This window comes from Bacillus sp. JJ1532 (assembly GCF_036965085.1).
In the GTDB taxonomy this organism is placed as follows: Bacteria; Bacillota; Bacilli; order Bacillales; family Cytobacillaceae; genus Cytobacillus.
In genome coordinates, this window is record NZ_JBALOW010000016.1 from 172,533 (window position 1) to 194,709 (window position 22,177).

The following is a 22,177-nucleotide window of genomic DNA, read 5'->3' on the forward strand; positions in this document are numbered from 1 at the left end:
ATTTTTTCACTCCATTAGTTCAAAATGATAGGAAACAGCTGATAGTGCATAAAGCGGTGCCGTTTCCGTTCTTAATATCCGTGGACCTAACCCGCAAGCCTGAAAACCGTTTTCTTTTAATAAAGAGACTTCCTGCTCAGTTAATCCGCCCTCAGGTCCAAATACGATCATAAGTGATTGGCCATGTTGAATGTTAGCCATGGTTTTATATAGTTGAGATTTCTCTCCTTGCTTCGCTTCTTCTTCAAAAGCAATCAGCTTATAGTCATACTTCTCGCTTGCTTTAATTAAAGCTTTCATATTTTGAGGAGTCATGACTTCAGGTAAAATGGTTCTATGAGACTGCTCAGCCGCTTCTTTGGCAATTTTCTGCCACCTTTCGACTTTCTTTGCGCCCTTTTTCTCATCCCATTTTACTACTGAGCGTGCTGAAATAAAAGGGATAAATCGATATGCTCCAAGTTCAGTTCCCTTTTGGATAATCCATTCCAGCTTATCCCCTTTAGGCAATCCGCTCACAATTGTTATATAAATCGGCAATTCAGGGGACCCTTCTTCCCATTTTACAACTTCTGCAATCACTTTTTCAGCGGTAATTTCTACAATTGAGCAAACAGCACTTGTTTTCAGGGGATCTACACAAATAAGCTGATCGCCTTCCTTCATTCTCATTACGCGAACAATGTGGTGATAATCATCAGATGTAATAGTGAAACAATTATCAATCGCAGATTGATTAACAAAATAACGCTGCAAAATGATCACCCTCTTTTCTGCCTTCTTCTATTATTAACGTATAAAAAGAGGGAACATATAGAAGGCCCCCCCTTTTCTAAAATGAATTCATAATTATGTTCTAACGTCCGTGCTAATTTCTTCTGCCGATTAACGCAACCCAATCTTCCATTTGAATCGTTTCTTCGATTTGGAATCCCGCTGTAATCATTGCATCCTTCACTTCTTGTTTTTTCTGCAGGATAATGCCTGATGCAATAAAGAAGCCGTCTTTTTTCACTACTGTAGCAACATCATTAGTAAATCTGAGGATAACCTCAGCTAATATATTTGCTACTACAACGTCTGCCTTTCCGGTGATTCCATCAAGCAGATTATTTTGTGCAACATTTACAATATCATGAACTTTATTCAATTCAATATTTTCCCGGGCAGAGTTCACAGCAACCTCATCGAGATCAAGTGCTGTAACTTTTTCAGCACCAAGCATAGCAGCTGCAATGCTTAATACACCTGAACCTGTACCAACATCGATAATGTTGTCTCCCTTTTTTACGGTTCTTTCTAACGCTTGAATACACATAACTGTTGTTGGATGAGTACCAGTTCCAAATGCCATCCCTGGGTCAAGCTCAATGAGTAATTCATCACTGGAAACAGGGGTGTATTCTTCCCAGCTTGGAACGATTGTAAATCTTTCAGAAATCTTTACTGGATGGTAATATTTCTTCCAGGCAGTTGCCCATTCCTCTTCATTAACCTCACTGATGCTAATATCATTTTTGCCAATATCGATATTATATAAAAGGAGATTATTGATTTCTTCTTTAATTCCATCTATCGTTTCTGCAAGAAAACTATTTACAGGCAAATAAGCTTTGACGATAACCCCTTCTTCAGGATAGTCTAATGGATTGAGCTGGTAGATTTCACCGAATTGATCTTTTCTTTCTTTTTTAAGTTCTAATGGATCTTCAATGACAACTCCGCTTGCTCCTGCTTCATGCAGTATATTTGAAATTGGTTCTACTGCCTCATTTGTCGTATGAATGCTGATCTCTGACCATTTCAATGTTTCCAACTCCATTTCCATAAAGTGAAACTTCATTCAGTGGGGGCGCCTTTTCCCCACTGAATGTTAGTTGCGGCCCACAGGATGTGGGTCACACAGACGTTGCCACAGGACGTGGCGTTCTTAGTCTGTGTTCCTATAATCGGGCCTTTACGGGCCGTTTGATCTCCCTCTTAGAAGTTCGTTTTTCAACTTCTTCAAGCGGGAGTCTTACAGCCCGTTAATCTGCGGTTAATCGCCCTTAAATGCACGCTTTACTTTATCAAAAAAGCTTTCCTCTTGTTCTCCTTGAGGTACTTGCCCACTTATCTCTGCAAATTCTTGAAGCAGCTGTTTCTGTTTTTCTGACAGCTTTGTTGGGGTTACGATGCGCACGATAATATGCTGATCGCCTTTGCCATATCCTCTTACATTTTGGATCCCTTTTTCCTTTAAGCGGAACTTTGTACCTGTTTGCGTGCCTGCTGGGACTTTTAATTTTATTTTTCCATACAGGGTCGGTACTTCTACCTCGTCCCCTAGAGCAGCCTGAACAAAGGTGATTGGCATTTCACAATAGACATCATCGCCATCACGTTCAAAGAATTCATGAGAGCGAACATGGAAAACAACGTATAAATCTCCAGAAGGACCTCCGTTAACCCCAGGCTCCCCTTGACCAGATACTCGAAGCTGTTGTCCGTCATCAATACCCGCTGGAATTTTAACTGCTATTTTTTTGCGTTTTTTTACTTTTCCATCCCCGCCGCAAGTGGAACATTTATGTTTAATCTGTTTACCGGTACCATTACAATGGTGGCAAGTTCTGCGATTTACAATTTTGCCAAAAGGCGTATTTTGTTCCATATTAATCTGTCCAGAACCATGACATTGTCCGCATGTTTCAGGCTTAGTACCTGACTTTGCACCTGATCCGTTACAAGTTTCACAAGTTTCTTCACGAGGAATTTCAATTTCCGTTTCCTTGCCAAAAACTGCGTCCTCAAAAGATAAAGTCATTGTGTATTGTAAATCAGCACCTTGCCGTGGAGCATTTGGATCTCTTCTGCGTGATCCGCCGCCGCCAAAGAAAGTACTAAAAATGTCTTCAAAGCCGCCGAATCCTTCAAAACCTCCGCCGCCAAAGCCCTGATTAGGGTCAGTGTGGCCAAATTGGTCGTAATGAGCACGTTTTTGGTCATCACTTAATACTTCATATGCTTCTGTTACTTCTTTAAATTTCTCATCTGCATCTGGTTCTTTATTAATATCTGGATGATATTTTTTGGATAGCTTTCGATAAGCCTTTTTTAATTCATCCTTGGATGCCCCTTTACTGACACCAAGGACTTCATAGTAATCCCTTTTACTCATTGATTACCACTCCCCGAATCTTTTCACATAAAGATTATTTTAACAGCTTCTAATAGAAAAGTGCAAGCGCCTTGATCACCCCCGACAAGCATAAGACAAGCCTCCCGGAAAGGTGCTCTTTACCTTTCTGGGAGGATTGGCTTATGACCTCGAGGGGGTAGGCGCTGGAGCTAGACATTCAAAAATAAAAGTCAAAGTCAAGAATGACCTGACTTTGACTTTTTCATCATTTAAGATTTTGAGACTTATTTATCGTCTTTAACCTCTTCGAATTCTGCGTCAACTACATTGTCATCGCTGCTATTACCTTCTTGACCTTGTGCCCCTTGCGCTCCTTGAGCTTGTTTAGCAGCTTCTTCATAAAGCTTCATTGTCAATGCTTGAACGATTTCTTGTAAAGCATCTTTCTTCGCTTTAATTTCTTCTAAATCATTCTTTTCAATGGCAGCTTTTAAAGCATCTTTTGCTTCATTTGCTTTTGCCACTTCAGCTTCATCTACTTTACCTTCAAGATCCTTCATTGTTTTTTCAGTAGTGAAAACGAGTTGATCTGCTTCATTCCGAAGCTCTACTTCTTCCTTACGCTTCTTGTCTGCTTCCGCATTCTCTTCAGCTTCTCTTACCATTTTTTCGATTTCTTCATCAGATAAACCTGTTGAAGATTTAATTGTAATTGCTTGTTCTTTATTTGTGCCTAGATCTTTTGCACGAACATTTACAATACCGTTTTTATCGATATCAAAAGTCACTTCGATTTGAGGTATTCCTCTAGGTGCAGGAGGAATATCTCCAAGTTGGAAGCGGCCTAATGTTTTATTGTCTGCTGACATTGGACGCTCACCTTGTAGAACATGAATATCTACAGCTGACTGATTATCAGCAGCAGTCGAGAACACTTGTGATTTAGATGTTGGGATTGTTGTATTACGGTCAATTAGCTTCGTAAATACGCCACCCATAGTTTCGATACCAAGTGAAAGTGGTGTAACGTCTAATAGGACAACATCCTTAACATCACCAGAGATTACTCCACCTTGGATTGCTGCACCCATCGCTACTACTTCATCAGGGTTAACACCTTTATGAGGCTCCTTGCCCGTTTCTTTCTTGATCGCTTCTTGAACGGCAGGAATACGAGTTGAACCACCAACAAGAATAATCTTATCAATTTCAGAAGGCGAAAGTCCTGCATCTTTTAATGCTTGACGAGTAGGGCCCATAGTACGTTCAACTAAATCTGCTGTAAGCTCATCAAATTTAGCTCTTGTTAATGTTACTTCAAGGTGTAAAGGACCTGCTTCCCCTGCTGTAATGAATGGCAAGGAAATTTGAGTAGAAGTGACTCCAGATAAATCCTTTTTCGCTTTTTCAGCTGCATCCTTTAAACGCTGAGTAGCCATTTTATCTTTTGAAAGATCGATGGCATTTTCTTTTTTGAATTCCTGAACTAAATAGTCGATTATCGCTTGGTCAAAATCATCACCGCCAAGACGGTTATCACCAGCTGTAGCTTTTACATCGAATACACCGTCTCCCAGTTCAAGAATGGATACGTCAAACGTTCCTCCACCAAGGTCAAATACAAGAATTGTTTGATCTTCATCTGTCTTATCCATACCATAAGCTAAAGCAGCAGCTGTAGGCTCATTAATAATACGTTCAACTTCAAGACCAGCAATTGTTCCAGCATCTTTTGTAGCTTGGCGTTCAGCATCATTAAAATATGCTGGAACTGTAACAACCGCTTTCGTTACTTTTTCACCAAGATACTCTTCAGCATATGATTTTAAGTGTTGAAGAATAATAGCTGAAATTTCTTGAGGAGTATACGGTTTTCCTTCAGCCTCTACCTTAAAATCTGTTCCCATATGACGCTTAACAGACATAATCGTATGTGGATTCGTAATCGCTTGACGTTTTGCCACTTCCCCAACTTGACGCTCCCCATTTTTGAAAGAAACGACAGAAGGAGTTGTGCGGTTACCCTCTGGATTTGGAATAACTTTTGCCTCTCCGCCTTCTAAAACGGAAACACATGAGTTTGTAGTACCTAAATCGATTCCAATGATTTTGCTCATGTTTCTTACCTCCCGAAAATATGTATCTTATGAATTTACTTTTACCATAGCCGGACGGATCACTCTGTCCTTTAAAATATAGCCTTTTTGGAATTCCTCTACTACAGTATTTGACTCGAAGCCTTCCACCTCAGCTTGCATAACTGCTTGATGGACTTGAGGATCAAATTCCTTCCCAACAGCTTCAATCTGTTCTGCTCCTTCATTTTTCAGAGCTTCCAGCAAGCTGCGATAAACCATTTCCATTCCTTGAAGAACGGATTTCACTTGTTCATTATCAGATTCCATTTGCAGCGCTCTCTCAAAATTATCGATAGCAGGCAGCAAATCAGAAATTAACTTTTGAGCTCTATATTTTTCAGACGATTCAATATCTAATCTTGCTCTCCGTCTGGAATTATCAAAATCGGCTTGAAGACGATAGTAACGGTTTTCTATATCAGCTAGTTTGGCCTCTAACTCAACCGTTTTTTCCTGAGCTTTCACAAGTTGTTCTTCTAAAGAAGCTTCTTCAGAAAGTTCGTTCACTGCTTCTGTATCATCAGAATGGGCTGCAGTTTCCGTTTCAGAAACATCAGTCTCATCAGCTTGATCAGAATTTTGGATTGTTTCTTCTTCTAAAATATTTTTTTCATCTGCCAATTTATTCACCTCCCTTTAAGTACAAATAAATAAACACAAGGAAAGGGATGGGGGTCTTGACCCTGAGGGGCCCCCACCCTTAGTCAATATTTCCAACGTCAATCACTTTGATACAGCTTCGTCAATACGGCTGAAAGGTCTGTGCTAATATAGTCCAATAAACTAATTACACGGGAATATTCCATCCTTGTAGGACCTAATATAGCAATGGTCCCTAGTTGTTCAGCACCCATTGAATATGTTGCTGTAATTAAACTGCAATTTTCCATAGCTGTATTATTATTTTCTTTGCCTATTTTGACATTAATTCCTGACTTGTTTTTTCGAATTAGCTCATAAATGCTATCTTCGTGTTCAATCATATCCATTAAATTTTTTATTTTTTCAATGTCATGAAATTCAGGCTGACTAAGCATATTTGATTTTCCGCCAAAGAATAGCTTCTCGTGAGCTGGGATCTTTAGTGTATCTGCGATAGAATGCAGAATATAATCATAATTAGTAATATGCTGCCTTAGAAGAATAGCTACTTCTTTATAGATTTTTTCATTCAAGCTTTCAATTGGAGCGCCAGCTAAGCGATCATTCAAAATATTGACCAGTTTTTCAAGATCACCGGAATTCATTGTTTCAGGAAGATGAAACATTCGATTCTCGACATGACCAGAATCAGTGACAATGATCGCAATGGCTGTCTGATTATTTAAAGGAACGATTTGAATTCTCTTTAATTTATTATCTTTAACAGCGGGGCCTAACACAATTGAAGTATAGTTAGTCAGTTCCGATAATATTTTAGCTGACCTCTGTACAATCTTTTCAAGTTCAAAAATTCTTTCGGCAAATACAGACTTTAACTTATGGATATCCTGCTGATTTAGCTTTTGAGGAGAAAGCAAATGATCCACATAATAGCGATACCCTTTTTCGGAAGGAATTCTTCCGGATGAGGTATGTGTTTTTTCAATAAACCCCAGCTCTTCTAAATCAGACATTTCGTTTCGAATTGTCGCAGAACTAAATGTAATTTTGTCCTTTTTCGACAAACTTCTTGAACCGACTGGCTGCGCAGATTGAATAAAATCATCAACAATAACCTGAAAGATCAATAATTGGCGATCAGTCAACACAATTATCACCTCTGTTAGCACTCTTTAGATGTGAGTGCTAATTCTACTAATAAATTATCAAATCAATGGTTTGGTGTCAATAAAAACGAGATGTGATTTTTTATCTTAGAAAGAACTGAAAAACTTCATTTCCAAGGTACCGTCCTTTTTTCGATAATTGAATCTGATTTTCAGTAACGATGATCCATTCACGATTTTTTAATTCTTTCAATTCCTCTTTAAATAATTCGACAGGATTTTCACCAAATTTCTCGATAAAGCGAGAAATGGCTACGCCTGCTGTTTTTCTTAGACCTAAAAACATTTCTTCTTCAATCTGCTCAGTCCGTGTAACATGGCTTTCTTCGAGTATAGGCAATCTCCCCATCTTCAATGAGTCCATATACTTTTTTAATGGTCCATGATTGGAAATACGTTTGCCATTAACATACCCATGTGCTCCAGCACCAAATCCGTAATACCACTCATTATTCCAATAAGTTAGATTATGTTTGCTCTCAAATCCTGGTTTAGAGAAGTTACTGATTTCATATTGGTTGAAACCATGTTTATCCATCTCTTCCATTAATATTTTGAACATTTCTGTTTCTGTGTCTTCTCCTGGAGATTGGAGCTTTCCTTTTCTCATCAAGTTATAGAATACGGTTTTGGGCTCGATAATAAGAGAATAACCAGAATAGTGGTCAATATCTAACGTGAAAGAAGTCTCTAATGTTTCTCTGAAATCAGACACTGTTTGTCCAGGCAAGCTATAGATTAAATCAATGCTAATATTTTCGAAGCCTATTTTTTTTGCAGCTTCAACAGATTGAAAAACATCTTTTGCTCGATGCACCCTGCCAATTTTCTTAAGCAGTTCTTCATTAAAAGTCTGTACCCCGAAGCTAATTCTATTAACTCCTGCTTCGTAAAGAATACGAAGTTTTTCTTCTGAGAGGTCACCGGGATTTGCCTCAAACGTAAACTCCGTTTGTTCGTTGTATGGCAGGCGGTCTTTTATGATTCGGCAAAGCATATCAAGCTGCTGTTCATTTAATGCAGTTGGCGTGCCTCCCCCGACAAAAATGGAATTTAATTGGACGGCAGGGGAATCAATTAATGTTAGCTCCATTTCTTTATTTAATGAATTAAGATACTCATCAACAGGCTGCCCTTCGAGAAACACTTTATTAAAATCACAATAGTGGCAAATATGCTCACAGAAAGGGATATGAATATAGGCTGCTTTTATCATTATTAACACACCCTTATTATTTATTTCATTAAAAAAGAGGCCGGAGCTGCTTTTATTTTGACAGCATTTCCAACCTCCTTTTATAGAATCTATCTATTTTACTTCTTTTTGTTGGTATCGTCCATTTTCAAAACAGCCATGAAAGCTTCTTGAGGAACTTCTACCGATCCTACTTGCTTCATGCGTTTCTTACCTTCTTTTTGCTTTTCCAGCAGCTTACGTTTACGGGAAATGTCTCCACCGTAACACTTCGCTAATACATTTTTCCCCATTGACTTAATGGTTGAACGAGCAATTATCTTCTGGCCAATTGCCGCTTGGACCGGAACCTCGAATTGCTGGCGTGGAATAAGTTCCTTAAGTTTTTCTACAATTATCTTTCCACGGTCATAAGAGAAATCTTTATGGACGATAAAGCTCAATGCATCTACTTTTTCTCCGTTTAAAAGGATATCCATTTTAACGAGCTTGGATGGCTTATAACCAATTAACTCATAGTCAAACGAAGCATATCCTTTTGTGTTTGATTTAAGCTGATCAAAGAAATCATACACAATTTCAGATAATGGAATTTCATAAGTAATATTAACACGAGTCTCATCCATATACTGCATATTAATAAAGATTCCGCGTTTTTCTTGGCAAAGCTCCATAATCGCTCCAACATAGTCATTTGGCGCCATCATGGTTGCTTTTACATATGGCTCCTCAACGCGTTCAATTTTTTGCGGATCTGGCATTTTGGATGGGTTATCAATTTTAATATTGGAGCCATCTGTCAAAATGACATCATATATTACACTTGGTGCTGTTGTAATTAAATCGATTTTGAATTCACGCTCGATACGCTCTTGGATAATCTCCATATGAAGGAGTCCTAAAAATCCGCAGCGGAAGCCGAACCCGAGAGCCTGAGATGTTTCGGGCTCGAATTGTAAAGCCGAGTCATTAAGTTCAAGTTTCTCTAAAGCTTCACGAAGATCATTAAATTTGGCACTGTCGATTGGATATAATCCGCAAAAAACCATCGGATTCAATTTACGGTATCCAGGAAGAGGCTCGGTTGCGCCATTTTTTGCATTTGTAATGGTATCACCCACACGAGTATCGCCAACATTTTTGATTGCTGCGGTTAAGAACCCTACATCCCCAACAGTCAGCTCTTCACGGACTTGTGCTTTTGGGGAAAAGACACCAACTTCAACTACATCGAATTCCTTGCCAGTTGCCATCATTTTAATTTTGTCCCCAGCTTTTACTGTTCCTTCGACTACTCGGATATAAGCTACAACTCCACGGTAAGCATCGAATAACGAGTCAAAAATAAGTGCTTTTAGAGGGGCGTCCGGATCTCCTGTTGGTGCAGGAACCTTTTCTACGATCTGTTCTAAAATGTCCTCAATACCGATGCCAGCTTTAGCGGAAGCAAGAACAGCCTCAGAAGCATCAAGACCGATTACTTCTTCTATTTCATTCCTTACACGCTCTGGGTCAGCACTAGGAAGGTCTATTTTATTAATGACCGGCACAATTTCTAAATCATTATCAATTGCTAAATACACGTTTGCTAGTGTCTGTGCTTCAATCCCTTGTGCTGCATCGACAACTAGAATGGCACCTTCACATGCAGCCAAACTGCGGGACACTTCATAAGTGAAGTCGACGTGCCCTGGGGTATCGATTAAATGAAAGGTGTAAGTTTCTCCATCTTTCGCATTATATTTTAATTGAACTGAATTTAGCTTTATTGTAATGCCTCGTTCTCTTTCTAAATCCATAGAATCTAGCAGCTGATCCTTCATTTCTCTTGACGTTAAAGTATTCGTCTTTTCTAATATTCGGTCAGCTAAAGTGGATTTTCCATGATCGATATGAGCGATAATAGAAAAATTCCGTATCTTTGATTGTCTATTAAGTCTATCTTCTCTGTTCATTATTTCACTCCTACATAGAAAAACGCATGCGCTCTTTGCGCCAGTGTAAAACATCTAATAAAAAATATCTTCCTTTTAACGCACAAAATATGCACTATTTTTAGATTATAGCAGTCCGTTTATGAAGATTCAATGCCAGTGGCTGATTAATATACGATGAAACAAAAAATAAGTTTCACTTCGGATGTATTCTAGTATAAAACAAAAACGGCTGCATCGATGCAGCCGCATTATTTTTCTCTTATTAAATCAGTTATGAAATGCACCACGGTTTCAGTCATAGTGGAAATGCCTTCAGATAGCTTCTTTCCCATTGTTGAAAAAAAGTTATAGGCTTTCATTTCCTCCAGCTTCGCTTTTTTCTGCTCGAGGTCATGACTTGAAACATCATTGCCTAAAATGGATGCTTGCAGACCTCCACTGTCATTCTCCTGTAAGGTGAATGCTCCTTTGAAATTTGCATCATTATAGCCTTTCATCTTTGTTATCCCTTCACTAGCCTGCTGCATGCTAAATAATACAACAATAAACATGAGTATTGTAAGAAAAAAGGTCTTCAACATAAACCATTTCATAACTGATCACCTATCTATACTATTTCTTTTCAGACTGTTCTTGTACAGGATTACTAACACTTTCCGCTTGCCAATAAAATTCGCTAAATACGTCTGCTAGTGCCTCTGCCGACCGATTTAATTCTTCAAATGTGTTATCAACACCGCCAAATTCAATTAATATGGCATTTTCTGATAAATCCTGATTATATATACCGTTATTGCCCGATCCTTGCTGAGGCAGAACCCCCCTGCTTAAACCTTTGTATTTTTCCTCGAGTCTTTTATGCAATTCATTGGCTAAACGTGCATTCTTTTCATAATTCGGATGCTCTGTTCCAATGACGAAGGCTAGCTTTGCATATGGTTTTCCATTAATCTCTTTCGTTGTATCCTTTTTTCTATGGGAATCCCGATGAATATCAATTAAATAAGTCAAATTTCGGTCGTTACTCGTTGCTGCTTGAACAGCTGATCTAGACTCTTGATAGGATCGCCAATAATCCCATCCTTTTTCATTCAGCTTTGCTTGTATATCCGTCTTTTCAACCGTTGTCCCGATCCCTTTCCGCTCCAGTTCTTCCTTTAGCTTATCGCCAATTTTAGTAACATTTAATTGGGAATGATGAGCAAAATCGGGATTAGCCACATCCTTTAAATACGGAAGAAAAGATTCCGTATTATGGGAAAAATATAAATAAACGACTTTTCTATCACCTGTAGTGTTTATCGATGGTTCCGCTGTTTTTTCTCCGCTTGGCTTCTCTAAATCCTCGATATTCTGAAGTGTAGCTTGCTGTTCAGCCCTAAGGAGCTCAATGGGCGGGGCGGATTCAAATGGCATATTCGTATAATTCGTGCCCTCACCTGCGACTAAAATTTCCTTGTCATATATAGAGAAATAGGGTAATTCCCTTCCCAATAAACTTCTTGGATCATCTAAATTGATATTAGTAGAAAGTTTAAATAACATGTTCATGATGGTTGGGGAGCCCGTCTGATCGTCCAAGCTTTGCATAAAATGATGGTTTTCCCAACCAAGGAAATGATAGAGCATTTCTCCAGTTATTTTATTAGCAGCCGTATTTACAGATGATGAGCTGATTCTATATTCGGGTTTTAACACAGTTAAAACACCGCTCAGTGAAAAAATCATAAATAAGAACAGCAGAAAACCGCCAAATATTTTTAGTAAGCTTGTCCCTTGTATAAACACAGCAATTCCGTTCGTTTTAATAGGTTTCATTCTTCCACCTCTCTTTGCTAGTCTAGTAATTCATATGACTTCGCTAGAAAGGATAGAACAGAAAATATTTACCTTGTATAAAAACCTGCATTTTCTTGGTCAACATTTTGATGTAATGCCGCGTTTAGCCCATTGGCAAGAAGATTTGCCATATCCTCAATAAAAATATCTACTTCTTTCGGTGTTACCATTAGGTTATGTCCAATCGGAGAGAGGACTTCATATATTAGTTTTCTCTTCTCCTCATCAGGCAGTGTTCCAATCATACCAAGGAAGGTTTTTCTATGGTGTTCTTCTGGCAGGTCTTCTTCAGTCAGCTTTCTGCGTTCGCCAAAGCTCATTCCTGCAGGAGCCAACGATCTTGAAGGTCTGTCCCCTTCTCTCATTTCTTTCCCGAAGTGTTTTAGTATATAGTCGATCGTATCACTTGTGATAGATACAGCGTCAACAACAGTTGGAACGCCAATGGCAATGACAGGAATCCCTAATGATTCCTGGCTAATTTCTTTTCGCTTATTTCCAACGCCTGAACCAGGGTGAATTCCAGTGTCTGAAATTTGAATGGTCGAATTTACTCTTTCTAATGAACGAGAGGCAAGTGCATCAATGACAATCACAAAATCTGGTTTTGTTTTATCAACAATTCCAAAGATGATATCACTAGTTTCAATACCTGTTAGCCCCATAACTCCAGGAGCAATAGCACTGACAGGACGATAGCCCTCTTCAACACTTTCAGGCTGTAATTGATAGAGATGTCGCGTGACAAGAAGGTTTTCACACACTTGCGGTCCAAGAGCATCAGGAGTTACATTCCAATTCCCCAGTCCGACAACTAAACAGGAGGCATCCGCTTTAATACCTAGCTGCTTCAAAAACTGAGCAAGCTCAGAGGCAAATATTTTGACAACTTTTTTTTGCATTGGTGTATCTTGCTGGCGAATGCCTATTGCTTCTAGTGTTAAATATTTTCCTTCTTTTTTCCCTAAAGATTTGGCTCCTTCTTTTGTCACTTCAACATATGATACTTTAATATCATCCTCTTCTTTTTCTTTAATGATAACCCCTTCAATATGCGAAAGATTTTCTTCCTCTTGAATATGTTTATCGCGATCCGCTATGACCATTTCCCGTGCTTCAATAGCCAAATCTGTTCTAATCGAATATTTACTCAAATCCATTGACTTTTCCATATTGAATCCCCCTCGCATCTTTTGCTATAAGTTAGACTATTTACTATTCTTTCCTTTTCTTAGCAAAACATTCAGTAAAACTCCTAACTTAAGTTGTCCGAAATTAGGAAAAACTAAGGGAGAGTATTGCAAAATTCCAGCGTGTTTGATAAAATATCACTTGTTCTTAATATTAAATTGTTAATGAATGTTTATGTCGAGTTATAATATAATCTCGATGCTGCCCTCAGGAGGTGAATGGAATGCCAAATATTAAATCTGCTATTAAGCGTGTGAAAACGAACGCATCTAAAAACGCTCAAAACGCTACTGTTAAATCTGCTATGCGTACAGCTGTTAAGAAGGTTGATGCTGCTATCGTTCTTAACGATGCTGCTGCTGCGAAAGAAACTTTCGTTGATGCTGCTCGTAAATTAGACAAAGCCGCTTCTAAAGGTCTTATCCACAAAAACGCTGCTGCTCGTAAAAAGTCTCGTTTAATGAAAAAAATGAACACTTTAAACGCGTAAGCTTGCTTTGGCTATCTTCCTAAAGATAGCCTTTTATTATGCAAAAAAACGACCAATTAGGTCGTTTTAATTTGGTTTACTATGTAGGCGAAACAGAAACATCTCTATTAGCAATTCTTTATTCATACCGCCTGTCTTCATTTGAAAATCTGAATCTGCTAATAATTTCATTATTTGCGCTAGCTCTTTTTCATCAAAAGCTTGAGCCTGTCCTGCAGCTAGCTTAACGCGGAAAGGATGGACCTTTAAGGCCCCTGCAATCTGCTGTTGGCCATATCCTCTTCTAGCTAGCTCCTTTACTTGATAAATCAGCCTAAATTGTCCAGTAATAACAGATAAAATTTTGATCGGCTCTTCATTTTGCTTAAGCAGATCATAATAGATCCGTAATGCCTCTTCAATTTTCCGTTGTACAATCTTATCTACTAGAGCAAAGATATTTTGCTCTAAAGAACGAGAAACTAATCTTTCAACTAATTGGAAATCAATTCTGTTGCCCGCACCTGAATATAATGCAAGCTTATCCATTTCACTCGTTAGTAAAAACAAATTTGTACCTGCAAGAGTTAGCGTGTATTCGACTGCTTCATCTTCTATTTCAACACCATTATAAGCAGCACGTTTTCTAATCCATCCTTTTAACTCCGCTTCATTCAGCTTTTTGGCCTCCAAAACCGCTGCACTTCTTTTTAATTCCTTCGTAAGCTTTTTCCGTTCATCTAATTTTTCATAAGGAGCAATAAAAACAACAATGGAATATGGAGATGGTGCTTTTATATAAGCCTCCAGCTTTGCTAAATTATGCTCAACTTTTTCTTTTGTTTTCTCAGATGTCAGAAAAACAGGATTATGTAAAAAAATGAGTCTCTTTTCACCTATAAAAGGCAGTGTCTCCGCATCTTCAAGTGCAGCATCAATCGGTGTTTCTTCTAAATCATAGGAGGAAAGGTTAAAATCCATGTCGGCCTCAGTAAGGATATTGGAAATTAATAACTGCTTTGTTTCATTAATAAGAAATGATTCCGCTCCGTATAATAGAAAAATCGGAGAAAGATTTTTTGCTTTAATTTGCTTCCATAATTCAAAAACCACTTTCTTTCTCTCCGTTCTCATTGGGATATCTTTATCCTAATGAACCTTGTCCAATTTGACAAGTAACAAAGTGTACACAAATGTCCTAGTTGCTCAAACTTTACCATTCATTTTTCGGACCAATTGTAAAGGCAATAAGGAATTGACACGAACCGATCTTGTGCCAATTCCCTCATCTATAATGAACGTCGGAACATGAGGCCTAGGATACTCAAGCCACGACGGTGCATCACTGTATCATTATTGTGACCATTCAAGTTTAACTTATTTGTGACAACTCTTGTCACTAGAGGAAATGCTGTTAGAGGAAAGCTAGATTTTTTCTTCGCTTTAGCTTATACTATAATGGAAATAGGAGGGGTAGACTGTGAATGAATTTGAAAAAGACGTCCAGTATAAACGCAATGATGCTATTGACTCTGGAGTAGGATTTATCGTATCTTTCGGTTTCTTTGCAACGTTATTTATTATTGCAACAGTCGTTAAAGTAATAGGCTCTTAATGACTACATAGGAAATTTTGGAGGCTGCAAATAGCAGCCTCTTTTTCAATTCCTGATTTATTTACTACATCTTATGGCATTTGCGTAGAAAAGGTTCCTAGGTCTCCTTTAAAATAATAAGTAATGGCTCCATTTAGATCTGTCCGTAATACTTTAATACTTCTTTCATCTAAGCTATTTAGTATTTCTTTATTTGGGTGACCGTAACGATTGTTTCTGCCAGCAGAAATAACGGCAAGCTTTGGTTCTATTCGATTTAAGAACGAACTAGAGGTAGATGATTTACTGCCGTGGTGAGCAACCTTTAATACATCAATTTTTAAATTATGATAACGGCTAATTAATTTTTCTTCCCCGCTCTCCTCCAAATCCCCTGTAAACAGCCATGATAATCCCCCGATTTTTGTAAACAAAACAATGGAACCATTATTTCTTTCTGACTCCATTTCCGGTTGAGGAGATAAAACTTGAAAATTAACCTTACCTTCCGTCCAGCTATCACCCGATTTTGTAAAATAGTAGGGAATCTTTTTGTTTTTAGCTTTTAATAGGATCACTTTTTCGAGCTCTGAAAGCTCCTCGCTTTTTGGTAAAATAATATTCTTCACTTTCATTTCTTCTATTATTGCAGGAGCGCCTCCTATATGATCTGAATCCCCATGCGTTAAAATAAGCTTATGGATTGTCCTAATACCCTTGCTCTTTAAATAAGGTACGACCACATCCTTACCAACCTCATATTGATTCTTTCTTAACTTCCACTCCTCTGTATGGAACCTTAATGTACCTCCAGTATCAATTAGGTAGTTCCCTTGACTGTGAGGAAGTCTTATGAAGATGCTTTCCCCCTGCCCAACATCAATAAAGGTAATCTCTCCGTATGGAGATAGAAAATTCACAGAACCGTGCAGTAATAATAGGAGGGTCGGTAAGATTAGAATGATCAGAGACTTTTTTATCCCCCTCATTTTCTCCCATAAGGAAAAGTAACAGGGGAATATGATCAAATAAAGAAACAAAATGATGAAATGGGGCCTTCCTAAAGCAATCGTTGCAAATGGCAATTGAGCTAGCCCCCCAGCAATACCATCCATCCAATAAATAATGAAATTCATTAAAGTCACGAGAAAATTAATATTCCCGCCAAATAAAAGATGTAGGAGGAAGATGATAAATAAGGCAGGCAATATGAATATTGAAAATAGAGGTACAAACAGAATATTAGCTAGTACAGAGATGAATGAAACTTCAAAAAAATAGTAAAACATGATTGGGGTAGCCGCCAGCTGGCAAATGAAAGAAGTGGCAAATAATAATGAAATCGGATTAGAGAAGCGTTTTAAGATAATGGGGGCGGATAATATAAGGGAAAAGCTTACGCCAAAGGATAACTGAAACCCAACATTATAAATAACATAAGGAGAAAAAAAGGTATATAAGATGAAGACAATGCCTATTACATCAATAGTTAAAAGTGAAAAGTTCCTTCCCCATTTTTGAAGAGCTAAAAATATGATCATCATAAAAACAGCACGAATGACAGAAGGGGAAGCACCTGTAATAAGGGCATAGCATGGCAATAATATAAGCAAGGTTGATGTCATTTTCTCTTTTGACACCCCTGCCCGTATGCCAAGAAAGAAAATCATCCCGAAAAGCATTCCGACATGAAGACCCGATATGGCTAATAAATGAACGATCCCGAGCTTTTGATAGGCAGTTAGGACGTCTTCTTCAATATAATTTCGATCTCCAAACAGCAGAGCAATTGCTAGGGGCGCTGTATCCTTTGGAAAATAATTATGTATATGTTCAATCCCATTTTCTCTAAGTGTACGGAAAAAAGATAGTGGTGTTTTCTTCTGAGGCATACATTTGGAGGGTGTTAAGTAATCTGCTTTTAATATCCAATAAGTATGATTTCGGTAGAGATACTCCTTATAATCAAAAGCATATTGGTTTGTTGAGGAGTATGGCACTTCTAATGTACCTCTGACTGAACAAGCCATCCCTGTTCTTATCCTTTTTAGTATATCAGCTTTTTCTTTTTCAGTTTTTATTTTATACGTAAGAATTAGCCTTTCATTATGTTTTAATTCTTTGGCTGTTCCGGTAAATGTATCTCCATCTACCTTTAGATTTTCCTGCAAGTAAACAATAAAATTTGTTTCACCTTGAACTAAACGGCTGAAATTTGCTCTTTCGATCATTTCACTTCGCAAAAAAAACATGGTAAAAAAAATACTTACTGCAAGAAGCTGCCTCTTTGAAAAATTTTTCTTTTTATAGAGAAATATTAACAGAAATAATAGAGTCATACAGATAAAAACATTGATGAAGCTTGCTAACATTCCCATCAGCGAGGCAACGGTAAAATAAATCCATTTGCCCTTCATTTCATCCTTTCTCCTTTATCCATTTATTTCATTGTTCATTCCCTTAAATGGTTAAAGGCATAGGTAAAACCCTACACCTTTTAATTCGATACTTCCTCTTAAGGAAGATGAACCACTTCAACGTTTTTCAAAAAGTATTCATTATATTTATTAGGATAAGCGTGTCGATAAACAATTTTACTAATACCGGATTGAGCAATTGTCTTAGCGCAATTTTCACATGGCTCATGAGTCACATAGGCAGTAGCCCCTTTTAATAAACTCCTATCTGCATGCAGAACTGCATTAAGCTCAGAATGAAGAGTTCGAATACATCTTCCCTGATCATTTATTAAGCAGCCTATATCTTCACAATGGTCATGACCATGAATAGATCCATTGTAGCCAGTCGATACAATATGCTTATCCTTAACAATTACACAGCCCACATGTAATCTTGGGCATGTCGAACGGGATCCCACTTCAGTTGCAATATCTAAAAAATATTCATCCCAGCTTTTTCTTCCCACTTTCCCTACTCCTTACAATAAATTTTACGAACCTTTCAAAGACTTTTTCTTATAAGCCAAGTTTAAGCCTCATGTCAAAATGGGTCAATATTGTTTTCTATTTTACTTTAATACTCTCTCTCAATTTCTCAAAGGTTTTTTCCCCAATTCCACTAATGGATTTTAAATCTTCAATCCCTTTAAATGGACCATTTGTCTCGCGAAACTCAATAATAGCCGCGGCTTTGGCAGGTCCTATTCCTGTCAGGGTTTGTAATTCAGCTTCATTGGCTGTATTAAGATTAACCTTTCCATCATTTTTTGCCTGACCTGCTCCTTGGGACCCTCCCACTCTTAAAGCCTCAACAGCTTCCTCAGATTCCTCACCCATTTTCGGTACATAAATAACCATCTCATCCTCAACCCTCATAGCAAAGTTTATTTTTGCTTCGTCCGCTGATTCAATTAATCCACCAGCCTTGTTAATGATGTCGATGACTCGGTCATTGCTTTTGGCTTCATATACTCCAGGCTTTTCTACTGCTCCCTTTACATCAACATAAAGGGTCTCATCGATTATTGCCTCCTCCAGATTTTCAGCACTTATTTGCTCACTTGATAGAATGAGTTCATGTTCTTCAAAGACCGTACTTTGATCCTGCACTGGCTGATAAATAAAATAAAAGGCTGCAATACAAGCAGCTAAACCTGCAATAATGTAAATTTTGTGCTCTTTAATCAAGTGTAACAACTATACCACCCTTTCATATTTAGCATATTCTAATAAGGAATTTCATAATGTATAGGAGAAAGCTCGCTTGTGAAGGAGGGAAGGACATTGAAAATTGGAATGATTGGTACAGGTAATATGGGGAGAATCCTAACAGAAGCTTTAATTGATGGGAAGGCCGTTTCCCCTTCTTCCATAACAATAACCAATCGAACTTTATCAAAAGCTTTGGAAATAAAGGAGAATTATCAAGAAATAAATGTTGCAGCAACTGGGAAGGATGTGGCGGAGAAATCCTCGCTCATCTTTATTTGTGTTAAACCACATGATGTTCACAACGTCATTAAAGATATTACCCCGTTTCTAACGAAAGAAAAATGTATCGTTTCCATCACGAGTCCAATTAGTGTTGATAAGCTAGAAAATATTGCAACTTGTTCTGTCGCAAGAGTCATACCAAGTATTACAAATCGAGCACTTTCAGGTGTTTCTTTATTATCATTTGGAAAGAATTGCAAGGAAGAGTGGAAATCAATTATTAAAAAGATGTTTGGCGATATTTCCAGGATTGTTGAAATCGAAGAAAACATTACGAGAGTGGCATCTGACATTGTAAGCTGTGGACCAGCCTTCTTCAGCTATTTAACACAAAGGTTTATTATGGCAGCAGTAAATGAGACAGAAATTGACCAGCAAACCGCTACAACACTAGCTGAGAATATGTTAATTGGTATGGGAGATCTAATGAAAAAAGGATTCTATACTTTGCCAAAGCTGCAAGAAAAGGTTTGTGTAAAGGGAGGCATCACAGGGGAAGGAATCAAGGTGTTCGAAAAAGAATTAGGTGATGTGTTTGAAAAAGTATTCCAGGCGACACATGCAAAGTTTGACGAGGATATTAAACAGGTAAAAGAACACTATACTCTCAATATTTAATTATTCTTTATATAATTAAAAAATCCTTCCTATGTAAGAAATAAATTTTTTATAAATTAAAGAGCCAGCTGCATAAGCTGGCTCTTATACTAGTTTCTAGAGGCTTTTCTGCAAATAAAAAAGATTCGTTCAGATTGATCTTGTGGAGGAATATTTTCAAAATCAGCAGTAACTTCAAGGAGTTCAAAGCCTGTTTCCTGAAGCCAATTCTCATATACATCAATGGGATAAGTCCTCTGATAATGGATTTCATCATAACGAGCATACATGCCTGTCTCATTGTCTAAAACAAAAAAACTTAGATCATGCTCTACACTGAAAGGATATTCACCTTCAAAGCAATGCCAAATAAAGCTTATCTCCTCGTCATTCGCAGTAAAGGTTTGATCCGTAAATATTTCCATGATTTTATGAAGTGAGTGTACATCAAAGATAAAGAGACCATTACTAGACAAATGCTGATAGACACGTTGAAATGTCGCAACAACCTCTTTTTCTTCCTGTAAATAATTTATCGAATCACAGAAAATTCCAATAATATCAAAATTACCTAAACCATCGAGTTCAGCCATGTTTTGCTGATAAAATTCCACGGCAAATCCTTTTTCATCAGCTTTTGCCTGTGCGACTGTTAGCATATCCTCGGATAGATCTACGCCCGTCACTTGAAATCCTATCTCAGATAACTTCACAGAAAGTTCCGCTGTCCCACAGCCTAGATCAAGTAGTTTTTTTCCATTTACTTCATAATTCTTTGCCTTCTCTAATACTAATTCTGCCCATTTATCATAAGGGACATCTTTCATGAGCTGATCATAAAGATAGGCAAACTTTCCATAGCTCATTGATTCAGCTCACTTTGCACATTTTCAATTGGTGCATCGCCCCATAATCGTTCCAAATTATAATAGCTTCTTTCATCACGGTGGAAAATATGTGCAACAACATCCCCTAAATCTACGAGGATCCATCTTGCTTCATCAAAGCCCTCAATTCTTTTAACTGTATATTCCTTTTCCTCTGCCTTTTCCTTCATTTCACGTGCAATTGCCTGCACCTGCTTATCAGAATTTCCATGGCAGATAAGAAAGTAATCAGCAATTAAAGAAATACCCTTCATATTTAAAACAATAATATCCTCTGCTCTTTTATCATCAGCAGCCTTAACAGCGGTTAGTAGCAATTCTTTTTCTTTCATTCAATCAGTCCTCCCGATCTCATAATTAAGTCATTATATGTGTTAAATGTAGCAGGAAAAACCGGCTGTTCTTTTTTCATTAAAAAAAAGATCGTATTTTGAATTGATTTTATTAAAGCGTTTTCCAGGCTTTCCTTTGCTATTTCACGAACTTCATCAACCCCGGGAAAATGTCTTCCAGGCTCGATATAATCAGCCAAATAAATTACTTTTTCAAGTATGGTCATATTAATTCGTCCTGATGTATGGTATCTGATGGCGTCTAAAATTTCAACATCATCTATTCCAACTTCATTTTGCACTAGAAATGCCCCAACTGGCGCATGCCAAAGTTCACTATTGTATAGAAGAAGCTCTTTCGGCATTCCTTCATCGATAATGATTTGTTGCATTTCCTCTTTTGGCCTAAATTTAGCATAATCATGGAAAATAGCAGCAAGCTCTGCATTTTTCACATTAGCACCATACTTTTCAGCTAAGACCAAGGCCGTTTCTATTACTCCAATCGTATGATGGTAACGATGGTCCGTTAATTGTTTCTTAACTATTTGTAAAGCAGATTCACGATCCATATAATTGATTCTCCTTAATATAATTCCTGACTGAATCGGGAACGAGATATCGAATCGTCTTATTTTTCAGCAGTCGATTCCGGATTTGACTGGATGAAATCTCCACGTCCGGAACCTCTGCATATAATATTGGATAATGGCTTTCATTACTATAAGATGGTCTATTTACGCCTATAAATTGAACCATCTTAACCAACTCATCAATATTCCGCCATTTTGGCAAGTACTCAACCATATCAGCACCAATAATAAAATAAAATTCCTTATCAGGATGCTTTCTTGTAAGAATCTTCATGGATTCATATGTATAGGAGGGACCTGATCTTTCAAGCTCTAATAGCTCTATTTTAAAATTAGGATGCCCACTAATTGCAAGCTGTAATAAATTTTTCCTATCTGCTTCTTTTATGGCATTAGATTTTTTTTTATGGGGAGGCTCCTGATTCGGCATAAACCAAATTTCATCTAAGTCATAAGCATTCAACACTTCATTTGCAATAATTAAATGTCCCAGATGTGGCGGATCAAAGGTCCCTCCTAGTATGCCGATTCTAATCATGTGAATTCCTCCCAACATTCTTTC

General features: G+C 37.8%; 22 protein-coding genes. 3 read left to right on the forward strand and 19 right to left on the reverse strand.

Annotated elements, in window-relative coordinates; all coding sequences use genetic code 11:
* Nucleotides 1–6: 6 nt before the first annotated feature.
* From V7122_RS07810 to gpr, 11 genes are all read right to left on the reverse strand, one after another.
* Nucleotides 7–756 carry a 16S rRNA (uracil(1498)-N(3))-methyltransferase gene (locus V7122_RS07810; protein WP_335486527.1) on the reverse strand — a complete coding sequence of 250 codons (750 nt, stop codon included), beginning with the start codon at nt 754–756 and terminating at the stop codon, nt 7–9.
* 112 nt (nt 757–868) lie between these two features.
* Nucleotides 869–1,807: a 50S ribosomal protein L11 methyltransferase gene (gene prmA, locus V7122_RS07815; RefSeq protein ID WP_335486524.1), complete on the reverse strand. Its 939-nt coding sequence runs from the start codon at nt 1,805–1,807 to the stop codon at nt 869–871.
* Nucleotides 1,808–2,038: 231 nt separating this feature from the next.
* Complete coding sequence (gene dnaJ, locus V7122_RS07820) at nt 2,039–3,160, reverse strand: molecular chaperone DnaJ (RefSeq protein WP_335486521.1); 1,122 nt, start codon at nt 3,158–3,160, stop codon at nt 2,039–2,041.
* Nucleotides 3,161–3,405: 245 nt separating this feature from the next.
* On the reverse strand, nt 3,406–5,238 hold the full coding sequence (gene dnaK / locus V7122_RS07825; RefSeq protein ID WP_335486518.1) for a molecular chaperone DnaK: 1,833 nt from the start codon (nt 5,236–5,238) through the stop codon (nt 3,406–3,408).
* 27 nt (nt 5,239–5,265) lie between these two features.
* Nucleotides 5,266–5,880, reverse strand: a complete 615-nt coding sequence (gene grpE / locus V7122_RS07830) for a nucleotide exchange factor GrpE (RefSeq protein ID WP_335486515.1) — start codon at nt 5,878–5,880, stop codon at nt 5,266–5,268.
* A gap of 98 nt (nt 5,881–5,978) precedes the next feature.
* Nucleotides 5,979–7,010 (reverse strand): heat-inducible transcriptional repressor HrcA, encoded by a 1,032-nt coding sequence (gene hrcA, locus V7122_RS07835; RefSeq protein WP_335346872.1) that lies wholly within the window; start codon nt 7,008–7,010, stop codon nt 5,979–5,981.
* Between the two features lie 100 nt (nt 7,011–7,110).
* Nucleotides 7,111–8,244 carry a radical SAM family heme chaperone HemW gene (gene hemW, locus V7122_RS07840; RefSeq protein ID WP_335486512.1) on the reverse strand — a complete coding sequence of 378 codons (1,134 nt, stop codon included), beginning with the start codon at nt 8,242–8,244 and terminating at the stop codon, nt 7,111–7,113.
* A gap of 98 nt (nt 8,245–8,342) precedes the next feature.
* A complete protein-coding gene (lepA, locus tag V7122_RS07845) occupies nt 8,343–10,178 on the reverse strand; it encodes a translation elongation factor 4 (RefSeq protein ID WP_438824001.1) in 1,836 nt (611 codons plus the stop codon).
* Between the two features lie 230 nt (nt 10,179–10,408).
* On the reverse strand, nt 10,409–10,753 hold the full coding sequence (locus V7122_RS07850) for a YqxA family protein (protein ID WP_335486509.1): 345 nt from the start codon (nt 10,751–10,753) through the stop codon (nt 10,409–10,411).
* A 19-nt stretch (nt 10,754–10,772) separates the two neighbouring features.
* Complete coding sequence (gene spoIIP / locus V7122_RS07855) at nt 10,773–11,978, reverse strand: stage II sporulation protein P (protein ID WP_335526226.1); 1,206 nt, start codon at nt 11,976–11,978, stop codon at nt 10,773–10,775.
* A 68-nt stretch (nt 11,979–12,046) separates the two neighbouring features.
* On the reverse strand, nt 12,047–13,171 hold the full coding sequence (gene gpr / locus V7122_RS07860) for a GPR endopeptidase (protein ID WP_335486503.1): 1,125 nt from the start codon (nt 13,169–13,171) through the stop codon (nt 12,047–12,049).
* 242 nt (nt 13,172–13,413) lie between these two features.
* Here gpr and rpsT point away from each other — a divergent pair, with 242 nt between their 5' ends.
* The gene (gene rpsT / locus V7122_RS07865) at nt 13,414–13,680 is read left to right on the forward strand and encodes a 30S ribosomal protein S20 (protein ID WP_335346877.1); all 267 of its coding nucleotides are present in this window, start codon (nt 13,414–13,416) and stop codon (nt 13,678–13,680) included.
* Nucleotides 13,681–13,746: 66 nt separating this feature from the next.
* Here rpsT and holA read toward each other — a convergent pair whose 3' ends face one another.
* A complete protein-coding gene (gene holA / locus V7122_RS07870; RefSeq protein WP_335526228.1) occupies nt 13,747–14,772 on the reverse strand; it encodes a DNA polymerase III subunit delta in 1,026 nt (341 codons plus the stop codon).
* 367 nt (nt 14,773–15,139) lie between these two features.
* Between holA and V7122_RS07875 the strand changes: the two genes are divergently transcribed.
* The gene (locus V7122_RS07875) at nt 15,140–15,274 is read left to right on the forward strand and encodes a YqzM family protein (RefSeq protein ID WP_335526230.1); all 135 of its coding nucleotides are present in this window, start codon (nt 15,140–15,142) and stop codon (nt 15,272–15,274) included.
* Between the two features lie 71 nt (nt 15,275–15,345).
* Here V7122_RS07875 and V7122_RS07880 read toward each other — a convergent pair whose 3' ends face one another.
* From V7122_RS07880 to V7122_RS07890, 3 genes are all read right to left on the reverse strand, one after another.
* Nucleotides 15,346–17,670: a DNA internalization-related competence protein ComEC/Rec2 gene (locus V7122_RS07880; RefSeq protein WP_335526232.1), complete on the reverse strand. Its 2,325-nt coding sequence runs from the start codon at nt 17,668–17,670 to the stop codon at nt 15,346–15,348.
* Nucleotides 17,671–17,768: 98 nt separating this feature from the next.
* Nucleotides 17,769–18,179: a deoxycytidylate deaminase gene (locus V7122_RS07885; RefSeq protein ID WP_335355300.1), complete on the reverse strand. Its 411-nt coding sequence runs from the start codon at nt 18,177–18,179 to the stop codon at nt 17,769–17,771.
* Between the two features lie 97 nt (nt 18,180–18,276).
* The gene (locus V7122_RS07890; protein WP_335526233.1) at nt 18,277–18,909 is read right to left on the reverse strand and encodes a helix-hairpin-helix domain-containing protein; all 633 of its coding nucleotides are present in this window, start codon (nt 18,907–18,909) and stop codon (nt 18,277–18,279) included.
* An 87-nt stretch (nt 18,910–18,996) separates the two neighbouring features.
* On the opposite strand from V7122_RS07890, the gene comER reads away from it, so the two are divergent.
* Entirely contained in the window at nt 18,997–19,824 is an 828-nt protein-coding gene (gene comER / locus V7122_RS07895) for a late competence protein ComER (RefSeq protein ID WP_335526235.1), read from the forward strand.
* A gap of 89 nt (nt 19,825–19,913) precedes the next feature.
* Here comER and V7122_RS07900 read toward each other — a convergent pair whose 3' ends face one another.
* Genes V7122_RS07900 through V7122_RS07915 form a run of 4 tightly spaced genes read right to left on the reverse strand, consistent with a single transcriptional unit; the run spans nt 19,914 to nt 22,153 of the window.
* Complete coding sequence (locus tag V7122_RS07900) at nt 19,914–20,669, reverse strand: class I SAM-dependent DNA methyltransferase (protein WP_335526240.1); 756 nt, start codon at nt 20,667–20,669, stop codon at nt 19,914–19,916.
* Nucleotides 20,666–21,022 carry a ribosome silencing factor gene (gene rsfS, locus V7122_RS07905; protein ID WP_335355296.1) on the reverse strand — a complete coding sequence of 119 codons (357 nt, stop codon included), beginning with the start codon at nt 21,020–21,022 and terminating at the stop codon, nt 20,666–20,668. Before rsfS ends, V7122_RS07900 begins: the two co-directional genes overlap by 4 nt.
* Complete coding sequence (yqeK, locus tag V7122_RS07910; protein ID WP_335526242.1) at nt 21,019–21,594, reverse strand: bis(5'-nucleosyl)-tetraphosphatase (symmetrical) YqeK; 576 nt, start codon at nt 21,592–21,594, stop codon at nt 21,019–21,021. Before yqeK ends, rsfS begins: the two co-directional genes overlap by 4 nt.
* Nucleotides 21,584–22,153, reverse strand: a complete 570-nt coding sequence (locus V7122_RS07915) for a nicotinate-nucleotide adenylyltransferase (protein ID WP_335526244.1) — start codon at nt 22,151–22,153, stop codon at nt 21,584–21,586. The genes yqeK and V7122_RS07915 overlap by 11 nt, the downstream gene beginning before the upstream one ends.
* Between the last annotated feature and the right edge of the window lie 24 nt (nt 22,154–22,177).

Bases quoted from the DNA above. Each gene is read 5' to 3' on its own strand.
- V7122_RS07880 (WP_335526232.1), bottom strand. From the start codon at position 17,670: ATGAAGGGCAAATGGATTTATTTTACCGTTGCCTCGCTGATGGGAATG.
- V7122_RS07900 (WP_335526240.1), bottom strand. From the start codon at position 20,669: ATGAGCTATGGAAAGTTTGCCTATCTTTATGATCAGCTCATGAAAGAT.
- gpr (WP_335486503.1), bottom strand. From the start codon at position 13,171: ATGGAAAAGTCAATGGATTTGAGTAAATATTCGATTAGAACAGATTTG.
- rsfS (WP_335355296.1), bottom strand. From the start codon at position 21,022: ATGAAAGAAAAAGAATTGCTACTAACCGCTGTTAAGGCTGCTGATGAT.
- lepA (WP_438824001.1), bottom strand. From the start codon at position 10,178: ATGAACAGAGAAGATAGACTTAATAGACAATCAAAGATACGGAATTTT.
- dnaJ (WP_335486521.1), bottom strand. From the start codon at position 3,160: ATGAGTAAAAGGGATTACTATGAAGTCCTTGGTGTCAGTAAAGGGGCA.
- yqeK (WP_335526242.1), bottom strand. From the start codon at position 21,594: ATGGATCGTGAATCTGCTTTACAAATAGTTAAGAAACAATTAACGGAC.
- hemW (WP_335486512.1), bottom strand. From the start codon at position 8,244: ATGATAAAAGCAGCCTATATTCATATCCCTTTCTGTGAGCATATTTGC.
- V7122_RS07850 (WP_335486509.1), bottom strand. From the start codon at position 10,753: ATGAAATGGTTTATGTTGAAGACCTTTTTTCTTACAATACTCATGTTT.
- dnaK (WP_335486518.1), bottom strand. From the start codon at position 5,238: ATGAGCAAAATCATTGGAATCGATTTAGGTACTACAAACTCATGTGTT.
- rpsT (WP_335346877.1), top strand. From the start codon at position 13,414: ATGCCAAATATTAAATCTGCTATTAAGCGTGTGAAAACGAACGCATCT.
- spoIIP (WP_335526226.1), bottom strand. From the start codon at position 11,978: ATGAAACCTATTAAAACGAACGGAATTGCTGTGTTTATACAAGGGACA.
- V7122_RS07915 (WP_335526244.1), bottom strand. From the start codon at position 22,153: ATGATTAGAATCGGCATACTAGGAGGGACCTTTGATCCGCCACATCTG.